The 17344-nt window shown below is 45.5% G+C and carries 16 protein-coding genes; 8 read left to right on the top strand and 8 right to left on the bottom strand.

Translation table 11 applies throughout. The annotated features are described in order from the left end of the window. Positions 1 to 681: 681 nt before the first annotated feature. Positions 682 to 1395 (top strand): lysoplasmalogenase, encoded by a 714-nt coding sequence (locus tag WC647_17365; GenBank protein ID MFA6224073.1) that lies wholly within the window; start codon positions 682 to 684, stop codon positions 1393 to 1395. Positions 1396 to 1570: 175 nt separating this feature from the next. Here the strand turns inward: WC647_17365 and WC647_17360 are convergent, their stop codons facing one another. Both WC647_17360 and WC647_17355 read right to left on the bottom strand, forming a co-directional pair. After that, complete coding sequence (locus WC647_17360) at positions 1571 to 2314, bottom strand: sugar phosphate isomerase/epimerase (protein ID MFA6224072.1); 744 nt, start codon at positions 2312 to 2314, stop codon at positions 1571 to 1573. A 31-nt stretch (positions 2315 to 2345) separates the two neighbouring features. Next, positions 2346 to 2633, bottom strand: coding sequence for a zinc ribbon domain-containing protein (locus tag WC647_17355; GenBank protein MFA6224071.1), 288 nt, complete (start codon positions 2631 to 2633; stop codon positions 2346 to 2348). Between the two features lie 718 nt (positions 2634 to 3351). Between WC647_17355 and WC647_17350 the strand changes: the two genes are divergently transcribed. From WC647_17350 to WC647_17340, 3 genes are all read left to right on the top strand, one after another. Continuing rightward, positions 3352 to 3609, top strand: a complete 258-nt coding sequence (locus WC647_17350; GenBank protein MFA6224070.1) for a hypothetical protein — start codon at positions 3352 to 3354, stop codon at positions 3607 to 3609. Positions 3610 to 3942: 333 nt separating this feature from the next. Further along, positions 3943 to 4482: a hypothetical protein gene (locus tag WC647_17345; GenBank protein MFA6224069.1), complete on the top strand. Its 540-nt coding sequence runs from the start codon at positions 3943 to 3945 to the stop codon at positions 4480 to 4482. A 186-nt stretch (positions 4483 to 4668) separates the two neighbouring features. Further along, a complete protein-coding gene (locus tag WC647_17340; protein MFA6224068.1) occupies positions 4669 to 4989 on the top strand; it encodes a hypothetical protein in 321 nt (106 codons plus the stop codon). A gap of 70 nt (positions 4990 to 5059) precedes the next feature. On the opposite strand, the gene WC647_17335 is transcribed toward WC647_17340, so the two are convergent. Both WC647_17335 and WC647_17330 read right to left on the bottom strand, forming a co-directional pair. After that, positions 5060 to 6265 (bottom strand): hypothetical protein, encoded by a 1206-nt coding sequence (locus tag WC647_17335; protein MFA6224067.1) that lies wholly within the window; start codon positions 6263 to 6265, stop codon positions 5060 to 5062. Positions 6266 to 6518: 253 nt separating this feature from the next. Further along, positions 6519 to 6980, bottom strand: coding sequence for a hypothetical protein (locus tag WC647_17330; GenBank protein ID MFA6224066.1), 462 nt, complete (start codon positions 6978 to 6980; stop codon positions 6519 to 6521). Between the two features lie 1068 nt (positions 6981 to 8048). On the opposite strand from WC647_17330, the gene WC647_17325 reads away from it, so the two are divergent. The 4 genes from WC647_17325 (at position 8049) to WC647_17310 (ending at position 10435) form a co-directional block, all read left to right on the top strand. After that, positions 8049 to 8279: a hypothetical protein gene (locus WC647_17325; protein MFA6224065.1), complete on the top strand. Its 231-nt coding sequence runs from the start codon at positions 8049 to 8051 to the stop codon at positions 8277 to 8279. Beyond that, positions 8276 to 8596 carry a nucleotidyltransferase domain-containing protein gene (locus WC647_17320; GenBank protein MFA6224064.1) on the top strand — a complete coding sequence of 107 codons (321 nt, stop codon included), beginning with the start codon at positions 8276 to 8278 and terminating at the stop codon, positions 8594 to 8596. The genes WC647_17325 and WC647_17320 overlap by 4 nt, the downstream gene beginning before the upstream one ends. Before the next feature lie 223 nt (positions 8597 to 8819). Then, positions 8820 to 9713 carry a hypothetical protein gene (locus tag WC647_17315; protein MFA6224063.1) on the top strand — a complete coding sequence of 298 codons (894 nt, stop codon included), beginning with the start codon at positions 8820 to 8822 and terminating at the stop codon, positions 9711 to 9713. 200 nt (positions 9714 to 9913) lie between these two features. After that, a complete protein-coding gene (locus WC647_17310; GenBank protein MFA6224062.1) occupies positions 9914 to 10435 on the top strand; it encodes an N-acetylmuramoyl-L-alanine amidase in 522 nt (173 codons plus the stop codon). 652 nt (positions 10436 to 11087) lie between these two features. On the opposite strand, the gene WC647_17305 is transcribed toward WC647_17310, so the two are convergent. The 4 genes from WC647_17305 to WC647_17290 form a co-directional block, all read right to left on the bottom strand. Next, entirely contained in the window at positions 11088 to 11477 is a 390-nt protein-coding gene (locus WC647_17305; protein MFA6224061.1) for a carboxymuconolactone decarboxylase family protein, read from the bottom strand. 442 nt (positions 11478 to 11919) lie between these two features. Next, on the bottom strand, positions 11920 to 15150 hold the full coding sequence (locus WC647_17300) for a molybdopterin-dependent oxidoreductase (protein ID MFA6224060.1): 3231 nt from the start codon (positions 15148 to 15150) through the stop codon (positions 11920 to 11922). Between the two features lie 22 nt (positions 15151 to 15172). Next, positions 15173 to 16357, bottom strand: coding sequence for an NrfD/PsrC family molybdoenzyme membrane anchor subunit (gene nrfD / locus WC647_17295; protein ID MFA6224059.1), 1185 nt, complete (start codon positions 16355 to 16357; stop codon positions 15173 to 15175). 16 nt (positions 16358 to 16373) lie between these two features. Then, positions 16374 to 17300, bottom strand: a complete 927-nt coding sequence (locus WC647_17290; GenBank protein MFA6224058.1) for a 4Fe-4S dicluster domain-containing protein — start codon at positions 17298 to 17300, stop codon at positions 16374 to 16376. Positions 17301 to 17344 lie beyond the last annotated feature (44 nt).

Genomic DNA, 17344 nt, shown 5'->3' with positions numbered 1-17344 from the left:
ATTGAGTTGCTCTGATGCTACAGATCTCCGCGCCCCATTTCCGCTCCGTTAACGCAAACCTGACGCTCTTCGCCGTTCAAGCGGGATTTTTCCGGCCCGGTGTTAGCTGGCGCACTGGTGGCCAATTGGTACTACCACGGGTATTGTCTGGCAAGTAGCTGTTTGGCCTTCGGGGCTGCGGCATTGAGTGTGGCATTGGCTGTCAGTTCCTCCTAAAGACGCTTCAACGGGGAGGAGGCGTCACAACTGACAGAGATGTAGGCAGGCACGTTACGGCAAAATCTGTTTGAGGCACGCCTGATGAGCAGTAGTGGAGAAACGGTCATTGAAAAGGCTCTCCACGTTGCTGCCCCATTTCAGTCACTGGTTCATCTCCGGCAAGGACCGTTCGGAACTCAATAGATACCCTTGGACCCGGCAGTGCGAAACTCAATGGTTACGAAAAATAAACTGGCTGGATACATCAGGTTGAATATATCGGTAAGATCATGTAATATAAAAGCTATTTTTCGCCATAAAACAGCATAATATAGCTTTTCATTTAACCCAGCATCACACCCCCATGGAGATCAAAATGGGACATGAACCTTTTGTTGGCGCCTCATGTATGCCTGATGCCATTTCGGTTAGCCGGTTTTTCTGCGGAGATTTAGTTGCAATTCCTGTTGGGCAGATCCACCTATGAATTTCATCCCAGGCGCTGCCATGGTCCGAGTCGTTTTGCCCATTGTCTCCTGCTCTCTCTTAGTCGGCCTGTTGTGGGCTGAGAAAACAGACAGCTATAAACTCATCTTACTTTTCAAAGCGCCGCTGTCGAGCCTATTTGTTTTAACTGCGGCTCTTCTACCTCATCATTTTAAGCGATATTGCCGCTTGGTGATCACGGGTTTAATACTCGGCCTCGTGGGTGACATTTGTCTTGCGCTCCCCGGGAATATGCCATTCCGATTCGGTTTAGTGGCTTTTCTTGGGGGCCATGTTTTTTATATCCTTGCTTTTGCTCAACAGACCCAGCGCACGGACTGGTTTCATTCGGTCAACTTCTTGATTCTTGCTTTCAGTGGGTACGTATTGTGGTGGCTGTATCCCCACCTTGGCTCCATGCTTATCCCTGTGGTCTGTTACATCTTAATAATCAGCGTTATGGTGTCAGGGGCCTGGGCTGTATTCCGCAATCCTTACACGAACAGAATCTTTGCGTGGTCCATATTGTCCGGCGCTCTTTTATTCTACGTTTCAGACATCTTTGTCGCAAGGAATCGATTTATAGATCCCGACTTTCTCAATCGACTTGTCGGGCTGCCGCTTTACTACATTGGCCAGTTTATCCTGGCCTTTTCAGTTGGTTTGGCGGGGCGAAGGATTATGGAAAATCCCGGGTCGAAGGAGAAATAGCACGAGCCTAAAAATCCAGAGGCGTATCGCTAAGGTTTCCTGTTTACTTTTGCGAGTCCCTCCAACGACAACTGCTCCGGCAATCGTCACCCACCAGTTTCGGTATGATCTTCCTCACCGAGGGGCGCTTCGCAGGTTCCGGCAGGGACTGGGATTGTGGTTTATCTCGAAGCCTTCAAATTTCGGATAGTATTTTCTGAATGTCTGCTTTTGTGGTTTCCTGAAATTCAGGCTTCACTTCCAGGGTAATCGTGCGGTCATAGCCTGTGCTCAAAAGAGCATTGAGTATCGAACCGAAATCCACATTCCCTTCACCTATGGGAAGATGCAGGTCAGCTTTTGGAGAATCGCCTCCAAAGTTGTCATGCAGATGCACATGCCGAATAGACTTGCCGAGCTTCTCGATGAAAGACAATGACTTATTCTGTGAACAATAAAGGTTCGCATGCCCAACATCCAGTGTCATTCCAAGATGGGGAACTTCATCCAATACGGGCTCAATATCTTCAGCGGTTTCGGAAAGATTTTCGAGGTTGATGACCACTGAATTCTTTCCGGCGTATTGAACAAGTTCCGCAAGAACTCCTCTCTTCTCCGCCAACACAATGCCGCTCACAAATCTGCTGTCCATCAGGAAATGGATGTTGAGCGAATGGATGGACATCCGGCTCAACGTATCGACGGTAGCCATAAGATTCGGCAGATACCGATTCCAGAGATTCGCGGAATCATAGGGATCGTCTTCGAGAGGCCCGTGAGCCATCAGGAAGAATTTACCCATGCCCCCATTGATTATTCCTGACTCCCACCACATACGCCTTGCGCCGGCGTTTGCAATCGCTATCTCGCCGAAATCAAATCCCGCTGAACGCAATCTTTTGATATCATCGAGAGATTTTACAGGAGCCCCACAAAACATTGTTGGATTCCTCCACAGCTTGGTGACAGACCTAATCACGTTTCCACCAGATTAAGATCTTAGCCACTATGTACCCGATCAAGCCTATTACAATAAAGTAAACACCAGTGCGCACGCTGGATTTGTCCTCGGAGAAAAACAAAATCCAGCCTAAAGAACAAACGAGTATGCTTAAGACAATGTACAGCCTGTATCTCTTGCCTGTCAGGTCTGTGCCCACTTCAATTTCTTCAGCCGTAAGGAGGCTGCCGCAATGGGGGCATGACGCATCCCGAGTGGATACATCCTTGCCGCAGTCCGGACATTTAATCAGTCTCACTTTGAACTCCTGTATTTACAACCCGGAACAGTTCGTGTCCTTATCTGCCAGTGTTGGTAATCTGTCTGAAAGATGTCAACGAAATAATTGATCGGACCGATACAGTTCATAATCGAATTCTTCTAAAAACCCATCAGCTCAAGAATCCGATATGCCTGACGCCGGAATGACAATCTTTAAGCCTGGCTTCATCCTTCAGAGATGACAATACCATTTCATGAGTAATATCCTTTTTGTTCAGCGACAATTACATTTGTGCATTTTTCAGAGAGTAGATGCCTGTTAGAGATGTCTCAAATTTGTTTGAGGGGGCATTGTATTGCAAACGACTGAGGCTCAGGCGCGGAAACTGATGAAGGAGATTGGCAAGACAGGCAAGATCTGAGATTCGGTTTTAACAGCAGGGATGAGCCGCAACCTGGCTGCCAAGTATGTAACAATATGGAACCTGCCTTTAGAGCAAGAGAAACCAAGGATGATTCCGAAGACCTGCCCGTACTCCAGGGACAGGGAACCAATAATCAACATTCACAAGTGTATTTGTCGCAACTATCGTAACTCGGAATCAAAGTCGCAATCCCCCTAATGGGTCTGTCCCTGGGGTCATTATACGATAAGTATATTGACAAATAATAATTGGAATTATGTAAATTTAGTTGTTTGGCTTGTTTTTTGCTTCATTAAGGTTGCGCAAAATCAAGTTGAAGGGAGAGACGAAGTGAAAAATTTAATCCTACCGCTGGTAATTTTGGTGATGCTGGCTAGTAACGCGCTTTCAGAAGGTTTTAAAGGTAAATCTCCTGACAATAAAACTCACACGATTTATAATCGATACGGCGTTCAGCAGGGATTTTACAAAAGGGACAATCAAGGAAATATCCAATTCCAAAACCGGTATGGTGTTCAGGAAGGCTCCATGACCAAAGATGGAAGAATTCTGAATCGGTACGGCGTACAAGAAGGCTCCGTAAAGTAGTATTTAATTTGCGGAGATCGTGATGACGAAATAATTGATTTACTGATAGATTGCGATGGACCTAAAATGTTGTAGCTGAGCCTCCGGCTTTGAATTAGAATCAAACTCACTGCCTCCAGTGAACCGGAAATAATTTCGTGGATCCTTTCGTTCGGGGATCGGGCGAGACTCCTCAAACCAGAGCAGTGGATTAGACAGGTTGCAGTCAATATCAATGGAATCAAGGTCCACTACGACTCTTGGTAAGAGTTGAGTCGTTTTGGCAATTCCAATTTTTCAATTGCGGACATTATCACCATCAATCATTCCCATTAAGTAGGTAGAGGAGGCTCTATGAGCGAAATCCTATTGAATGACGAAATAAAATTGTGTTGGAAAGGTCCCTTCTCTTTTAAAGACTTGCTAACAAATGAACGATATAAGAAAGATTACAAATGCTCAGGAGTCTACCTGTGGGAAATGGCAAGCGCAGAAGCTCCCCAATATATAGGTAAAGCGACAGGAAGGCCTGGTCTGTGGCTACGACAATTTCACCACTACATAAGTCTTATTGGGGGCCACTATACTGTTCCGCCGCAGTTCACCAATAATGGGAAAGAGTGGATCTGTGATTATGAAAAGAACGAAGTGTTGGAGATACTTTTTAATGAACAGAAATTCAAGGAAGTTATCTCTTACGGCTTTCGTTATGCTGCGGCTATCAAAATCTTCCTTGCCAAATTGTCCCAAGAAAAAGTCAACATCGTCGAACGGAATCTTCTGCACGATCTAAAACCTTCAACCACGTTTTGGGGTACCCAAACCGTACCTAAAGAGCTAGTTAAAATCGTTCATTGCGAGACATCCTGCCCAACAACGATTGCAGGAGCATGATCAGAGTATGATTGGTTATGGGGGAACTAGGGATCAAGTTCGTAGCGCCAAGTAAAGGTATGTTTCTAAAGGGCGAAATAAATTGCTGTTGTCACAGAATTACTCTATTCTCAAATCCATTATGGCACACAAAATGTGGTGTCCACCTTTGACGATCGATCTTAATTAGGGAGGGCCACTACAAGAATGGAATCAAAGATCCAGATTGAGCAAATGGAAACGTTGGAAAAAAGACTTGGAGTTCCTATAAGCCAAGTCAGTGGAAGAACAGTGGATGACGCAGGTTTCGAGGTCATTTTTGAACTCAGAGTTCTTAACGGGGGGCAACTTAGAGAAAGCATTTGTGTCGTCGGCTTGATATACAACAATTCCGGGGAATTAATTGGAAGAAGTGAAAACTTCTTCGATTCAAAGAGGGTTTTTGCTTTTACTTCCGGGTCAGTATACTTTTTTAAGGTTACCGGTGATGATATAAAGAAAATAGTTATTTATCCAGAACGAAATTAGTTATGATCATCCCGTTGACATCATCATCTTTTTAGTAGGGAGAGTGATTTGAAGATATCTCTCTTTGGTATTATTCACTCAACAAAATCCAAATCTGCTTAATGACCGTATCTAAATCGTAATCTTCATATACATAGACCAATCTACAATTATTCTTGTGACACAATTCCGCCTTTTTCTTATCCAGTTTTTGCCTCTTTTTGAGACCCTCTTCCCCTCCAAAGAATTCATGTGCTTTCTGATGCTGTTCCCCTTGGTATTCAATTCCAAGTGACCTGTTGGGAAAATAAATATCTAAGTGCTGAGGGCTAAGCCATGATGGTCTTCCATGATGAATTATTTTTTCATTAGGGAAAACATCCAAAATGTTTCTAAAAAGTGTCGCTTCACTTACCCAGCCTTCACCGATTCTGGGTACACCTATCTCCTCTCTAGCAGTGTTCTCAGACTCTCTTATGATCCTCACACCTTCGTTCTTACACGCCATTTCAATAAGCTGCGGGATCCGCTCAAATTTCATAGACGGGCAATCATCTGCATACAAAACAGCGTCCGACAATAAATAATATGTGACTTTTTCCTTGTAACACTCTCTCATCCCCGGCCGGAGGTAGTCTTCTAAGTAATAATTGTATTCGTCCTCTTTTGGGTAAAACTCTTTAAGTTTTTTCAGGTCTTCAGGGGTTAGATCTGAGTAACTGAATTCTCGGCAGAAATGATCTATGAAATTTCGGCCATAAATTTTGTGAAAATCTTCTAGAAAGATGTTTATGTGAGAGATAATTTCTTCCTTATGTTGTTTACCAAAACCTGAAAGTGACTTGGAGCGCCCACAAAAAAGAAGAAGATCTTCCCCATCTATAGATGAGTCCGTACATTTTGGCGCAATATTGAGTACTCCGTCTGCAAAGAGCATTATCCAAGCTTTTCTGTACTTCCACGCCCCATCGTAATCACCCAAAGACAGATGGGCTTGGCATGTCTGCGCTGAAATATATGTAGATATTTGTTTTGTGTCGTAGCCTAGATTTATAATAGCAAATTTGTTTAGAAGCTCTTTAATGTCTTTTGAGATTACAAAATCATTCATAGCCTTAATCAAATAGGCAAATATGTAAGTTAGGTTACTCCCTAAATCAATATAGAAGCCATTCTCAAGCTCCCTACACCAATACTCATAGAATGCTTTCTGTTTCGGGGTGGCTGTAGACAAAGACAATACTCTGCAATATTCAGTCCAACTAGGCACACCTATATTTGAGATGATTTCTGGCATAGAACCTTGATTCCGCGATGATTCCGGCCTTGTCGTTTTACTGTAGCCCTGTTCCATATCAAGATAAAGTTAAATTGACCTCATCTTTTCATCCCTCCGAAACTGGCGGGTTTGGCGTTTTCGGGAAGAAAATTTAATTGACCATCTCACCCTGGTTCATGTAAGCTCATAGAGATAATTGTCTGAAGCATGGAAGCCCAGTGATGCCGTCGTTGTTCATCGTTGGGCTTTTGTGTTTATTGGGAACCCCGCTCTATTTTCCAATCTTTGGTAAAATTTTATTAGTTAGAATACTAATGAGTCGATCAGTGTAAAGTTGGTCTGAATTAAAGGTGAATTCATTTTTTCCAATACAGAAGAACAGTTGAATCTTGGTGTCAGGTATTATTTGACCTTTTTTGTTAAGGACTACCTCACCATTATTATTCGATTCAAAGCCATTTATTTGTAAGTTACAAGATTTAATCTCGTTGAGAGGAAAGAAAGTAATAATATTTCTAGGCTCTGAATCCTGTCTGTCAATTTTCATTAAGATATTTTCTGAGAAAAGATAACCTATGCTACCTTGTTTCTCCAAGAATATTTCTGTTTCCTCTGGATTTCTATCATTCAAAAGAGCTTCCCATAATTTAAAATCATGTTTAAGTAACTCTCGCTTCTTCAGTGGAACGTCAAATTCTTCCCAAATTCTAACCAATTCGTCACTTCCTAACATTCTTGGCTCCTTATAGAATGAAGTTATATTTTCATATTTACCCTACATAGAATAGCTAAATTTACAAATGGAATTAATTTATATGGATCTATGCTTTTCTATTCGTCGGTTTTTGTCCTTCGCAAAAACTAAAAAATTGGATCTCTACTCTTGAACGTGAAAGGTATTCCGCCGATTAGGCTATGGTAAATCGACAAAGTAAGCAATCCATTTTTGAGCGAATCATTAGCAAGAGCTTACCTTAACATTCTAAGCTAATTCGCTTGGCAAATTTGGTCCCTTTTTTCGGAATATATAAGTGTATAAATGATGATACTAATCTATAACTAGCTGAGAGGATTAGCTAAAATCAATGTGAGTAGCTATCTTTCCCGCCCTCTCACGGCGGAGACACCGGTTAGAAACCGGTTCGGACTGCAACCAAATGCTCGTGATATCAGTTGATAAGTTTGCTGTTTCCTCATTCTGATATGTCGTGATTTACGAGTTTGTTCGCAAATTTCCCGACAAGAGATACGAGATTCGGTAGGGATTTCCTTTCCCCCTGTAGATAACAGAATCGTAGTGTCGCCGTGAGCAAACATCATTGAGTCGACAACCTCCCACGAGTTCGTTGCTACAGTTCACGAGTTTTCGCGCACATGAACGTGACGGATCAGCTTCCCAAATCTTTCCATAATCGAAATTGACTTATTTACAGGGCCATTAAGGTTCGTATGCCCAACATCCAGCGTCATTCTGAGATCCGAAACTTCATTAATTACCGGCTCAAGGTCTTCTGCGGTTTCGGAAAGATTCTCAAGGTTGATGGTGAAGGAGTTTTTTTGCCATACTCGACCATTTCTTTGAGGGCTCTTTTCTTCTCGGCCAATCCGAGATCACTGACGATTCTCCTATCCACAAGAAGATGGATATTCAATAATTGGGGGAATTTACCAGTCCCATCATTCATCATTCGTCCATAATATGGCCAAAGTTGACGAACCCCGTGACAGACGCGAAACTTTTATTGGACGGCTGTGATATTATATCAGCTATAAGAGCCGCTACATTCGGAGGAGGCAGTCAATGCCATCATCAGCTATTGCCACCGTTGTCAAAATGATGCAGAGCTTGCCTGATGCAACTCAAAACCAAGTTGTTGAACATTTGAGAGAATATCTCGAGGACATTTGTGACGAAAAACTCTGGAACGAAGCATTCGAAAAAACTCAGGATAAGTTGGTCGCTACAGCCATACGTGTGCGGCAAGAAATTAGCAGCGGACAGACCAAGCCATTGGATTATGACCAATTATGAAGTCGAATGTGGTGTCTTCTTTTTGGGTAGCTTACCGGGCTATGGACGGAGCAATACGGCGTAACGCTCGAAAAGCATATGGTCTTTGGGCTGAAAATCCCTTCCACTTGGTAAACAAATGTGGACGTGGCGACGCCGATGAATCAAGTCACATTGACTTCCTGGTTGAAATGGAACCCAATCGAAATCTGCTTGACCTAGGAGCGCTACTAACCGACTTACGGGAGCTTATGGGCCGGAGAGTGGACGTAGTTAGTGAGAAAGGACTCTACTGGCTGTTACGCAGGCGAATCCTGAAGGAGGCTAAACTTCTTTGACGATGGAAAGGACTGACCAGTTTAAGGGATGTGCTGATTCAAAAATATGAAGGTGGTGTTATTTTTCACATTCCATGGACAGAAACGGCGTTATTTTCGCATAATATATTGACCTCAGGGGGAGAAATGTCAGAATAGATGGACTGAAATAGGGCGGTTGAATGACAACATTTTTGTGGAGCGTCTCGGTAAAGGGGGCAATTTCCGTTGTAAGAGGCAAATCATGAGGTTTTCCAAGGGCGAGCGCGGCGGGATTGTTGGCAGAGTTGTGGCGATGATAGCACTTCTAGTGATCACGCTGGTGGTGTATGTGCTTTGGGCTGTCTTGCCGAACATCACAAAATTACTAACAGAAAATAAGCAGTTAAGACTGGCGATTACGAACCTGACGCAAGAAGATACGATTGGATATGCAAAGGTGATATGGCAGGGTGAGAGGGACGGGTACCCAGGCGTAAAATTCACTCGTCTCGTGTTCGTTGAAACAGACAGGAATAACAAAAGTAAAGAGGTCTTGAGAAAAGAATACGAGATCGAGGGCGATGTTATCCACTTCGATGCCCTCATCGTAAAATTTGGCAATAAAGTAGTAATGGATGGCAAGGAAAAAGCTCTATATCTGTGGCGTAGAGTCTATGGCGACCATACAAGCCCTGATCAAGGTTTTCCTATTGAGACTGAGGGAACTGAACCTGAGCGTTACTCGGGATTGTTAGAGGAGGGTTCAAAGTCTCTGACTGTTTTCCAGCGGCTGGTAAACCCACTTTTTGCACCACAAAAAGACAAGTTCTGGTCAGAGATTTGGAAGTTATCACATGATAAAGACAAGTTGATCGACATAGGCGTCGCAGCAATATATGGAAATGTTGTTTACAACCAGATGATTCAAGGCAAGATTTACGTGTTTAAAATTAGCCCCAACGGGAATCTATTCCCCGAAGAGATACTAGATCCCTCACCACCACCGATACCGCAATCACCGCCGCCACCGATACCGGCAGCGCCACCGCTGCCAATCAAACCATATGGGGAAAGACTCTACGACAAAACCATTGAGGAGACAAAAACAGTAATTGAAAAAATAGATTCTTGGATCCCCGAACCTACTGGCAAGTGAAGCTAATTTAGCAGCGCCTGCGAGCTTGGTCGTCGTAGGCCATAACTCAAATACCGAATGCTTGCAGGCGCCGCTACTTCTTGACCCATCTCGGATCCTTATTCGGCGCCTACATTTTTTCGCAATAGCACAAAGAAAATCGCTCCGAGACTGAACTTCATTTGGAGAACAGATATGACTCATGGAAATCACGGTCATTTATGAAACGGTTCGTCGATATTGATGATTTCGCACTGCGGCTATGGATGTGTGTCGTGATAATGGGTGAAATCTACTCACATTTGCTCAAGTCGAAATCCGGCGACCCTATGCGACTGTACTACAGGGGGTTTTCTCTTCATGTGTATCCTAATGAAGGATCGATTCGACTAGCCAAGGCGATAGAGTCCGCAATGATTTCTCTGGGATTAATTTGGAGCGAATATCATACTGAAGACATTCCTGAGGAACGCATGAAGCTTGTGCCCGGCACAAAGGCTGTTTACGAGCGGCCAAACCTGTTTATACTGCGAAGCGCCACTGTGCCTGCAGTGATTATCGAGTGCGGGTGCATTGCGAACCCCGAAGAGGAGGAGCTTCTCAAAACGGTAGAATATCGCAGCAAGTTGGTTCAGGGCATCCGGCAAGGTGTCCTTTCCTTTTTGGAAAGCAATAGCATGGCTATTCATGGAGAAAAAAGAAGGCGCATTCTGTCCAAGTCGGATGAAAAAAGGGAACTGTGAACAGGATTCCGGGGGTAAGCCACACCGAACAGTCTTGTATAAAGAGATCCCACTCCCTGGTTATGATCAAGCACTGTCCATTAGACCTTTAAAGCGCCTCTAGAATTTGGGGATTTTTCAACGTCTTGTCAAAGCGATGTGGATACCTACGTATCTTTGTTCCAAACGAGGGAAATGCTCAAATATGACGTTTATCTGAGTTCTGGAACTTCGCTTAGTACGGGCTCAAGGTGTTCAGCGGTCTCGGAAAGATTCTCAAGGCTGATGGCAACCGAGTTTTTGCTACCATATTCGACTATTTCTTTGAGCGGCTCTTATCTTCTCGCCAATAAGAGATTATTCACGTTTTTCCTATCCACAGAGAGATGGATATTCAGGGAACGTAAAAACTTATCCAGGCCACCGTTTATAACTCCGGATTCCTACCGCCTGTGCGACAATCTGAACAGGAGTCAAAAACGTAGTGGGGATCGGATTGGAACTGGATTGGCCACATGAACAGTTTTTAAGACAAACAGCAAAATGGGGGAGCTGATATGGCTGTTTGCCAACGCTCTTAATAATGGGCTTTACTGGTTTTCTTATAGCGATTTTTGGCCGATGAAGGCTCACCAAATCATCTCGGGGCTGTTGCATAGAAATGTTATAAGGTTTAACTTTGTCCTTTCTCATCGCGCTCCTGGAAGACTTCCTTGGCCGCGAACATCCCATTCAAGGCTGCCGGAAATCCAGCGTAAACAGCCATCTGGATGACAATTTCAACAACTTCCTGACGTGACAGGCCAACATTGAGAGCGCCGTGGATATGGACTTTGAGTTGTGGCGTTGCCGTACCCAAGGCAGTAAGCGCTGCGACAGTAGCGATCTCTCGTGATTTCAGATCCAGTCCTGGGCGACAATAGACATCCCCAAATGGGAATTCAATCACATATTTGGCGAGGTCGGGAGCGATATCTTTCAAACTCTCGATAACTCTTTCTCCCGCTTCGCCATCCACCTCTTTAAGTTTTTCGAGCCCTCTTTCGTATCTGTCACTGGACATTGTGGTCCCCTTTTTCTTCCATGATCAGTTTGAGCGCCCACCTTTTATGTGGCGCAACCTGGCGCCGTCAATTCTTGTCAATACGCTTCTACCCCGTGAATCACTTTGCCTGCTTCCAGCCAGAATAGACCGTTTCTATCTCAATAGAAAGAGAACCCACCGCCTAATTTGGCTCCACGGATAGAAAAGTTGAAAAGGATAACACATGGAGAGGAAAATATATCGCCGCCCAGGAGCCAGCATACGTCGCAAATCTCCGGACGTAACAACTTGTTGCTTTGTCAAAGTGCGCCGGAGCGAAGTCAGGGGATGCGCATGGCAATAGACACTGATTGACATGGCTTCTCTTAATATCTTTTCAGCGCACTCTCTAACAAATATTACCTTCAGTTGACCGAAAAGGTTGTAGGGCAGGCACTGGGACTGAATTGTCCACTATTTGTTAAGAGCCCACCAACAGTAATTTCACGTGAGTGTCGTAGAAACTCACGCTCCCGCCCACTGGATCAAGCATACAGGTATTCTTTAACGCCGGATCAACCCACATCGCTGCGTTGGCGTGTACGCCGGTGGCCCGCTTCGGTTCACCCTTGATGGTCTTTCCATCTATGGAAAAATCAACCGCCCCGGTGGCCCAATGTCCAAATCCTAGCGCAAAGCTTATCACTCCAGGTCGCATGGTTTGTGTGAGTTGCAATTTACCGATCATTGGCTTGGTAGTGCCAGCCCCCAAATCCCAGTCACCTGTTGGATTGGTCGCACTTACAACTTTCACTCTTTGGCCATCCTTTAAACCTAGCCCCTTGGCGTCAACAGGGTTAATCATGATAGCGTTTTCCGGCATCAGGGGATGTAGCCACTGATTAGTAATTGTTCTGCTCTTGGTGTGGACAATAGATCTATAAGTTATCAAGGCCAGATCGTAGCCTTTCCTGAAGGCGTCCGGCTGGTTCCCATGGTAATCCATGATAGGAATATAGTTCGCGTACCCCAGGTTCCTTTTACCAGTCCCCGAGTGAATAGTCGAAGCAGTCTTTTCCTGATAAAGGTTCAGGAGTTTTCCATAAGGATGAGCCAATCTATCACCCTTGTAGGCTTTGTCATGATCTTCAAACCTACCTCCACGGTTCAAGACATAGACTACCTTAGGCCAAAGTTTCTCGCCTGCGATTGTCTTCCATCTCTCGACGTCGAAAACCGTCTTGGGTAGATTCTTTCGGGCTTCGAGGAAGACCTCGATTTCTCTTTGATCCGCATCTGGAACTGAACCTGATCCGTCAGGTTTTTCACCAAAGCCCAGGTTCGCTACAGCTCGAATATAAAAGTCATCAAAATGTCTTAGATCCAGACCAGAGCCGAACCCATTTTCGCCAAACCCTGGGAGTTTGAGGTTTTCTGCCATGGCAAAGAGCATGCTCTCAAAGCTTATAGGCATTTCAGAGCCAAAGACTTTGCAATCCTCAGGGATAGGGGCCATTGCAGGCTGTCTGACCGGCTGTACCTTGCACGGCATACTCGGGTGACTGCCCTGAAACTCCCAGCGTTCCAGATAGGACAGATCAGGGAATATGTAATCCGCATACATTGAAGTCGAGCCAATCAGTATGTCGGATGTCACAAAAAGAGGCACTTTATCAATATCGCAAAGAATTTTGATGTTAGTGTGGCCGGCCGGCAATGAATATGTAGGCGCTCCCATGTACCAGAACAATGCTTTTACTGGGTAGGGATAGGCGTCCCCTATAGAAGGGATAATCTCCTCATAGATGTCACTGCTAAGAGGATACCAATTACGTTTTGCCGGATAGCCTTCAAATATGGTTGACTTCTCATAATCCACACCGTGTCTGATGCAGCTTATCCCGAATGAAGTCGGCTTCCCGGGTTGTGAGGCAAGGTCATAAAGTTTGCCTTTACCGCCCATCGTGTCATAAGTTGACGCTATACACATTCCACCTTTTGCGTCAAAATTGCCGAGCAGCATGTTTAAAGTCATCCAGCTTAGGACATTGTAAAAACCATTTGTATGCTGAGCAGGCCCTCGATGGATATCAACGGCGGCCCTTTTCCCATAACTCGTAAGTTCTCTCGCCACATCAACCATGTCTGATTCTTTTACGCCGGCGATTTCAGCCCAATCTTTCCCGGATTTCTGTTTAGTGCTTTCTAGAAGCACTTGCAGACCAGATTTTACAATTGTGCCATCCGACAATTTAGTGTCTACGAACAAGTCGGCGATGACAGGATTCTTCGTATCATTTGGGTCGAATGCGGTGGGCACGCCTTTGACCATTACGACAAGGAATTTTTCCTGATAATCTTTGCCATCTTTAGTCTTTCGGGTCTCAGGCGCTGTCAAACCCATATCAGCGGCTCTTACAAATTTCCCCGGCTTCCCGTCTCTGATCTCCACCAGCCATGTGGAATTTGTCCAACTCGTCTCGCCATTAGCCGTCGCTGCGGCTTTGTTGGCATTGGATAGAAACTTCTCATCGTAACGTTTGTTCTCCAGGATCCAGCGCATCATCCCTGATGCGAGAGCCGCATCGGTCCCGGGCTTTATAGGTAACCACTTCCACGCTTTGGACGCGAGTTTGCTAAAGCGGGGATCAGCTACGGCGATTTTCGTAAAACCGCTTACCAAATTCGGGGTCAATCTTACTGCCCTGTTTGGTGGGCCGTAATTGCCTTCAAATAGATTCGCCCCGACGAAGAAAACGAATTTGCTGTTTTCAGTGTCCGCCTGCCAATAGAATTTCTTGCCGTCAGAGAACTTCCCATCAACGTACTGTTCACTTATTGCCTTGCAAGTGAAATAAAGTGAACCTTGACATACGGTAGTGTGGCCATGAGCGTTCGTGGTTCCGAGGCCATCAGAGAACCTTTTGTACAGATCACTTCTTCCACCCTTCAACCGTCCCCACGCCACTACTATCTGATTGTTTTTTGGACCGAGATCGGGATGGTTCGGGTCAATCAGTTTGTCCAGATTAGCGGAGTGCTTTTGCTTGAATTCTTCGACAAGCGCCTTCTTTTTCTCCCTGTCCTTCTCATCCAGGATAGCCTTGACATCCGTGGCCATGGCCTTGGCGACTTTCCCGTCCTTCAGAACAGCTATTTTGGATAATCCTTCAACTTCTCTGTTCTGTTCCCCTGGAACATTGGCAAATAGTTTGCCGCCTTCCGTGATTTCCTTGATCGCCTGTTCGAAGGGGATGGTAGTCCACTTGTTTTCTCCCCTTTTACCGGCCCTTTTCAGGACCTTTCTGATCCTGTAAGGATCGTAAGCGGTTTGAAGACCAGCCTGTCCTTTTGGACAAATCGCCCCGTCAATGGCCGCTCCAGTGTCTACATTGGTTTTGAACGGTATTTGCGGGAGAAGTGTCCAGGGGTTGTAAGGATTTCCGTCAATCTTCACTATTATTCCATCCTGCAATTTGGCCGATATCCCACAGCCGGTGTTGCATTGAAGGCACGCCGTGTAAATTATGTTTGAGGGTTTGGAGAGATTATAATCAACATCCGGCCGATCATTGTTCATGATTGCCGATTCCCGTTGATTCGAAGCAGCTACGGCTTCAGTTCCGGTAAGAGCTATTCCACCACCCAAAAGAGCGCCACCAGCCAAGAATCCTCTCCGTGATGAAAGTTTGCGATCATTGTCGTCGTTCATTGTAAAAACCTCACAATTCCTTTTACAGGCGGGATTCGACAAGTTGGCTCAATTTGACACCAACGTAGAAAATGGTCATTCCAACTGCAATCATAAGCAAAGCCACCAGGTATTCCATAGACGAGATGTGGTATTGGTAAGACAACCTCGGGTCTTGAAAGGCTTGGGCCAATCCTGGGATCTGTCCAATTACCTGCCCAGGAATTAAAACGCAAAGACGTGCGGCGCCAAACCCGATTATCGCTAGTAACGAGGCGAAAACCCATCCGTTTCTGTTGTTCATCGAGAGAAGAATAAACGGGGCCAGGACACCGACACCAATGTGCAAGATCCAGAAGACGGCCCAGTATCCTCCGAAGAGGAGATACTCGGTGTTCGGTGAGGACACTCCCGGATTCCAAAATGTGATTGAAAATTCCGCGAATTCAAATACCACGTAAACAATCAGACCAATTATGATCGCCGCCCTCAACATTCTGAGAGCCGAGTCCAAATGGGACTTGTCAGTTCTGGGAGATGTCTTTGGCGCAATGGCCGCTCGAACGAACAGTAGTGAGCCGGCGCCCAGCGTAATTGCGGACACGAAAAATAGCATCGACAGAAGCGGACTGTTCCAGAATTCATTTGTGCGAACAGCCTCAAAGAACACGCCGCTCTGGCTCGGGAAAAGTATCGAGAAAAACATTCCCAGAGTAATCAAAGGCTTGAGCCATGAACTTTTTTGTTTGAAACTCAACAACCAACACAAAGCCGCCACCACAAGAAATATGTTGTACATCCAGGCGTTAAAAGCCATCATGCTTGTGAATGAAGGGTGAATGAGAATGTTCATTAAACGGTCCATCCGCCCCAAATCCATCCACACACCCAGGAACGCCGGTAATAGAGCGGCTAGACTCAACACTATTGCGCATCTCAGGTCTGACGGCCTGGCAAATCCATCAACTCCGAATAAATAGCCAAGGCCACCCAAAATAAAAGAGCCTCCTGAGATTCCGACTGCAAGAAAGTATACGCCAATCCATAGGCCCCACGGGACGTAGCAACCGTAACCGCTTGCGTTATGACCATAGGTCATTCGAAAGACGACGCCAACTATGCCTGCGACAAGAAAAAGGATCCAAACGAGCCACAAAATCGGGGTCCATTGCGTGGCGAGCGATGACCCAGTCTGAATCGTGCCGGAGGAGTAATCTTGCTTGGTCATGGAATATCCTCCCTTCCTAAACGATGTAGTAACACTGGGGTTTGTTGTCCCAATGCGGTAAAAGGGTCTGAACACTGTTCCTGGTCTTTAATTCAACGACAAGGCTGTCCTGATCGTTAGAATCCCCGAAGTATGTGGCCCTGCCTATGCAGGTTGTTACGCACATCGGCAACAAACCGTTTTCGAGGCGATGCAAACAAAAATGACACTTTCTTGCGTTTCCGACCGGTGAGCCATGGTCCTTACGATTCCAGGACTTGCCGTATTCGTTGCTGGGCAAGCCTTCCCAGGGAGCAGGTGATCCATAGATGGGCCTTTCTTTACCCTCCGGGGCCCCCAGAGCCTCATTTGAAGTGTAGTATCTACCAAAGTCGCTTGTCCTTGCGCCGTAAGGGCATGCGTTGAGGCAATATCGACATCCGATGCATTTGTCATAATCAATTACGACAACACCATCAGGCCGCTTCCACGTGGCCTTCACCGGACAAACCGGAACACAGGATGGGTTTTCACAATGCATGCAGGGCCTGGGAAGAAAATGAATCTGCACATTGGGATATTCGCCAATTTCCCTCTGAATGACCGGTCGGTATACAACCCCGGGAGGTAGTTTATTCTCGGCCACGCAACCGATTGTGCAGGCTTGACAACCTACGCATTTCCTGAGATCGATCACCATAATCCATCGTCGCTTTTCAACAGGTTTAGACATGGCCAAAGCCAACTCTCGTTGCATTCTTATGTGATCGTCTTCATTTGGTTGAGGTTTAAGATCTTTCAAGGCGGTTAGATGCCTCACGGTTTTCTCGCCGGTAGGATCCTTGGATGTCGGGGCCATCCTGTCCTTAACAATCACAGCGCCGGCCGCCACTGCTCCAGCGCCGACTAGGCCACCCGCAAGAATAAATTCTCGCCGGTCCATGATCTCACTCACCTTCTTCATCACATTCTCCTTATTCTTCTCACATTGATCCGATCAAACTCACA

Source organism: Desulfomonilaceae bacterium, from assembly GCA_041662605.1.
Lineage (GTDB): Bacteria > Desulfobacterota > Desulfomonilia > Desulfomonilales > Desulfomonilaceae > CAJBEZ01.
Note: the sequence above shows the minus strand (reverse complement) of the source record. Positions and strands in the feature narration are given on the sequence as shown.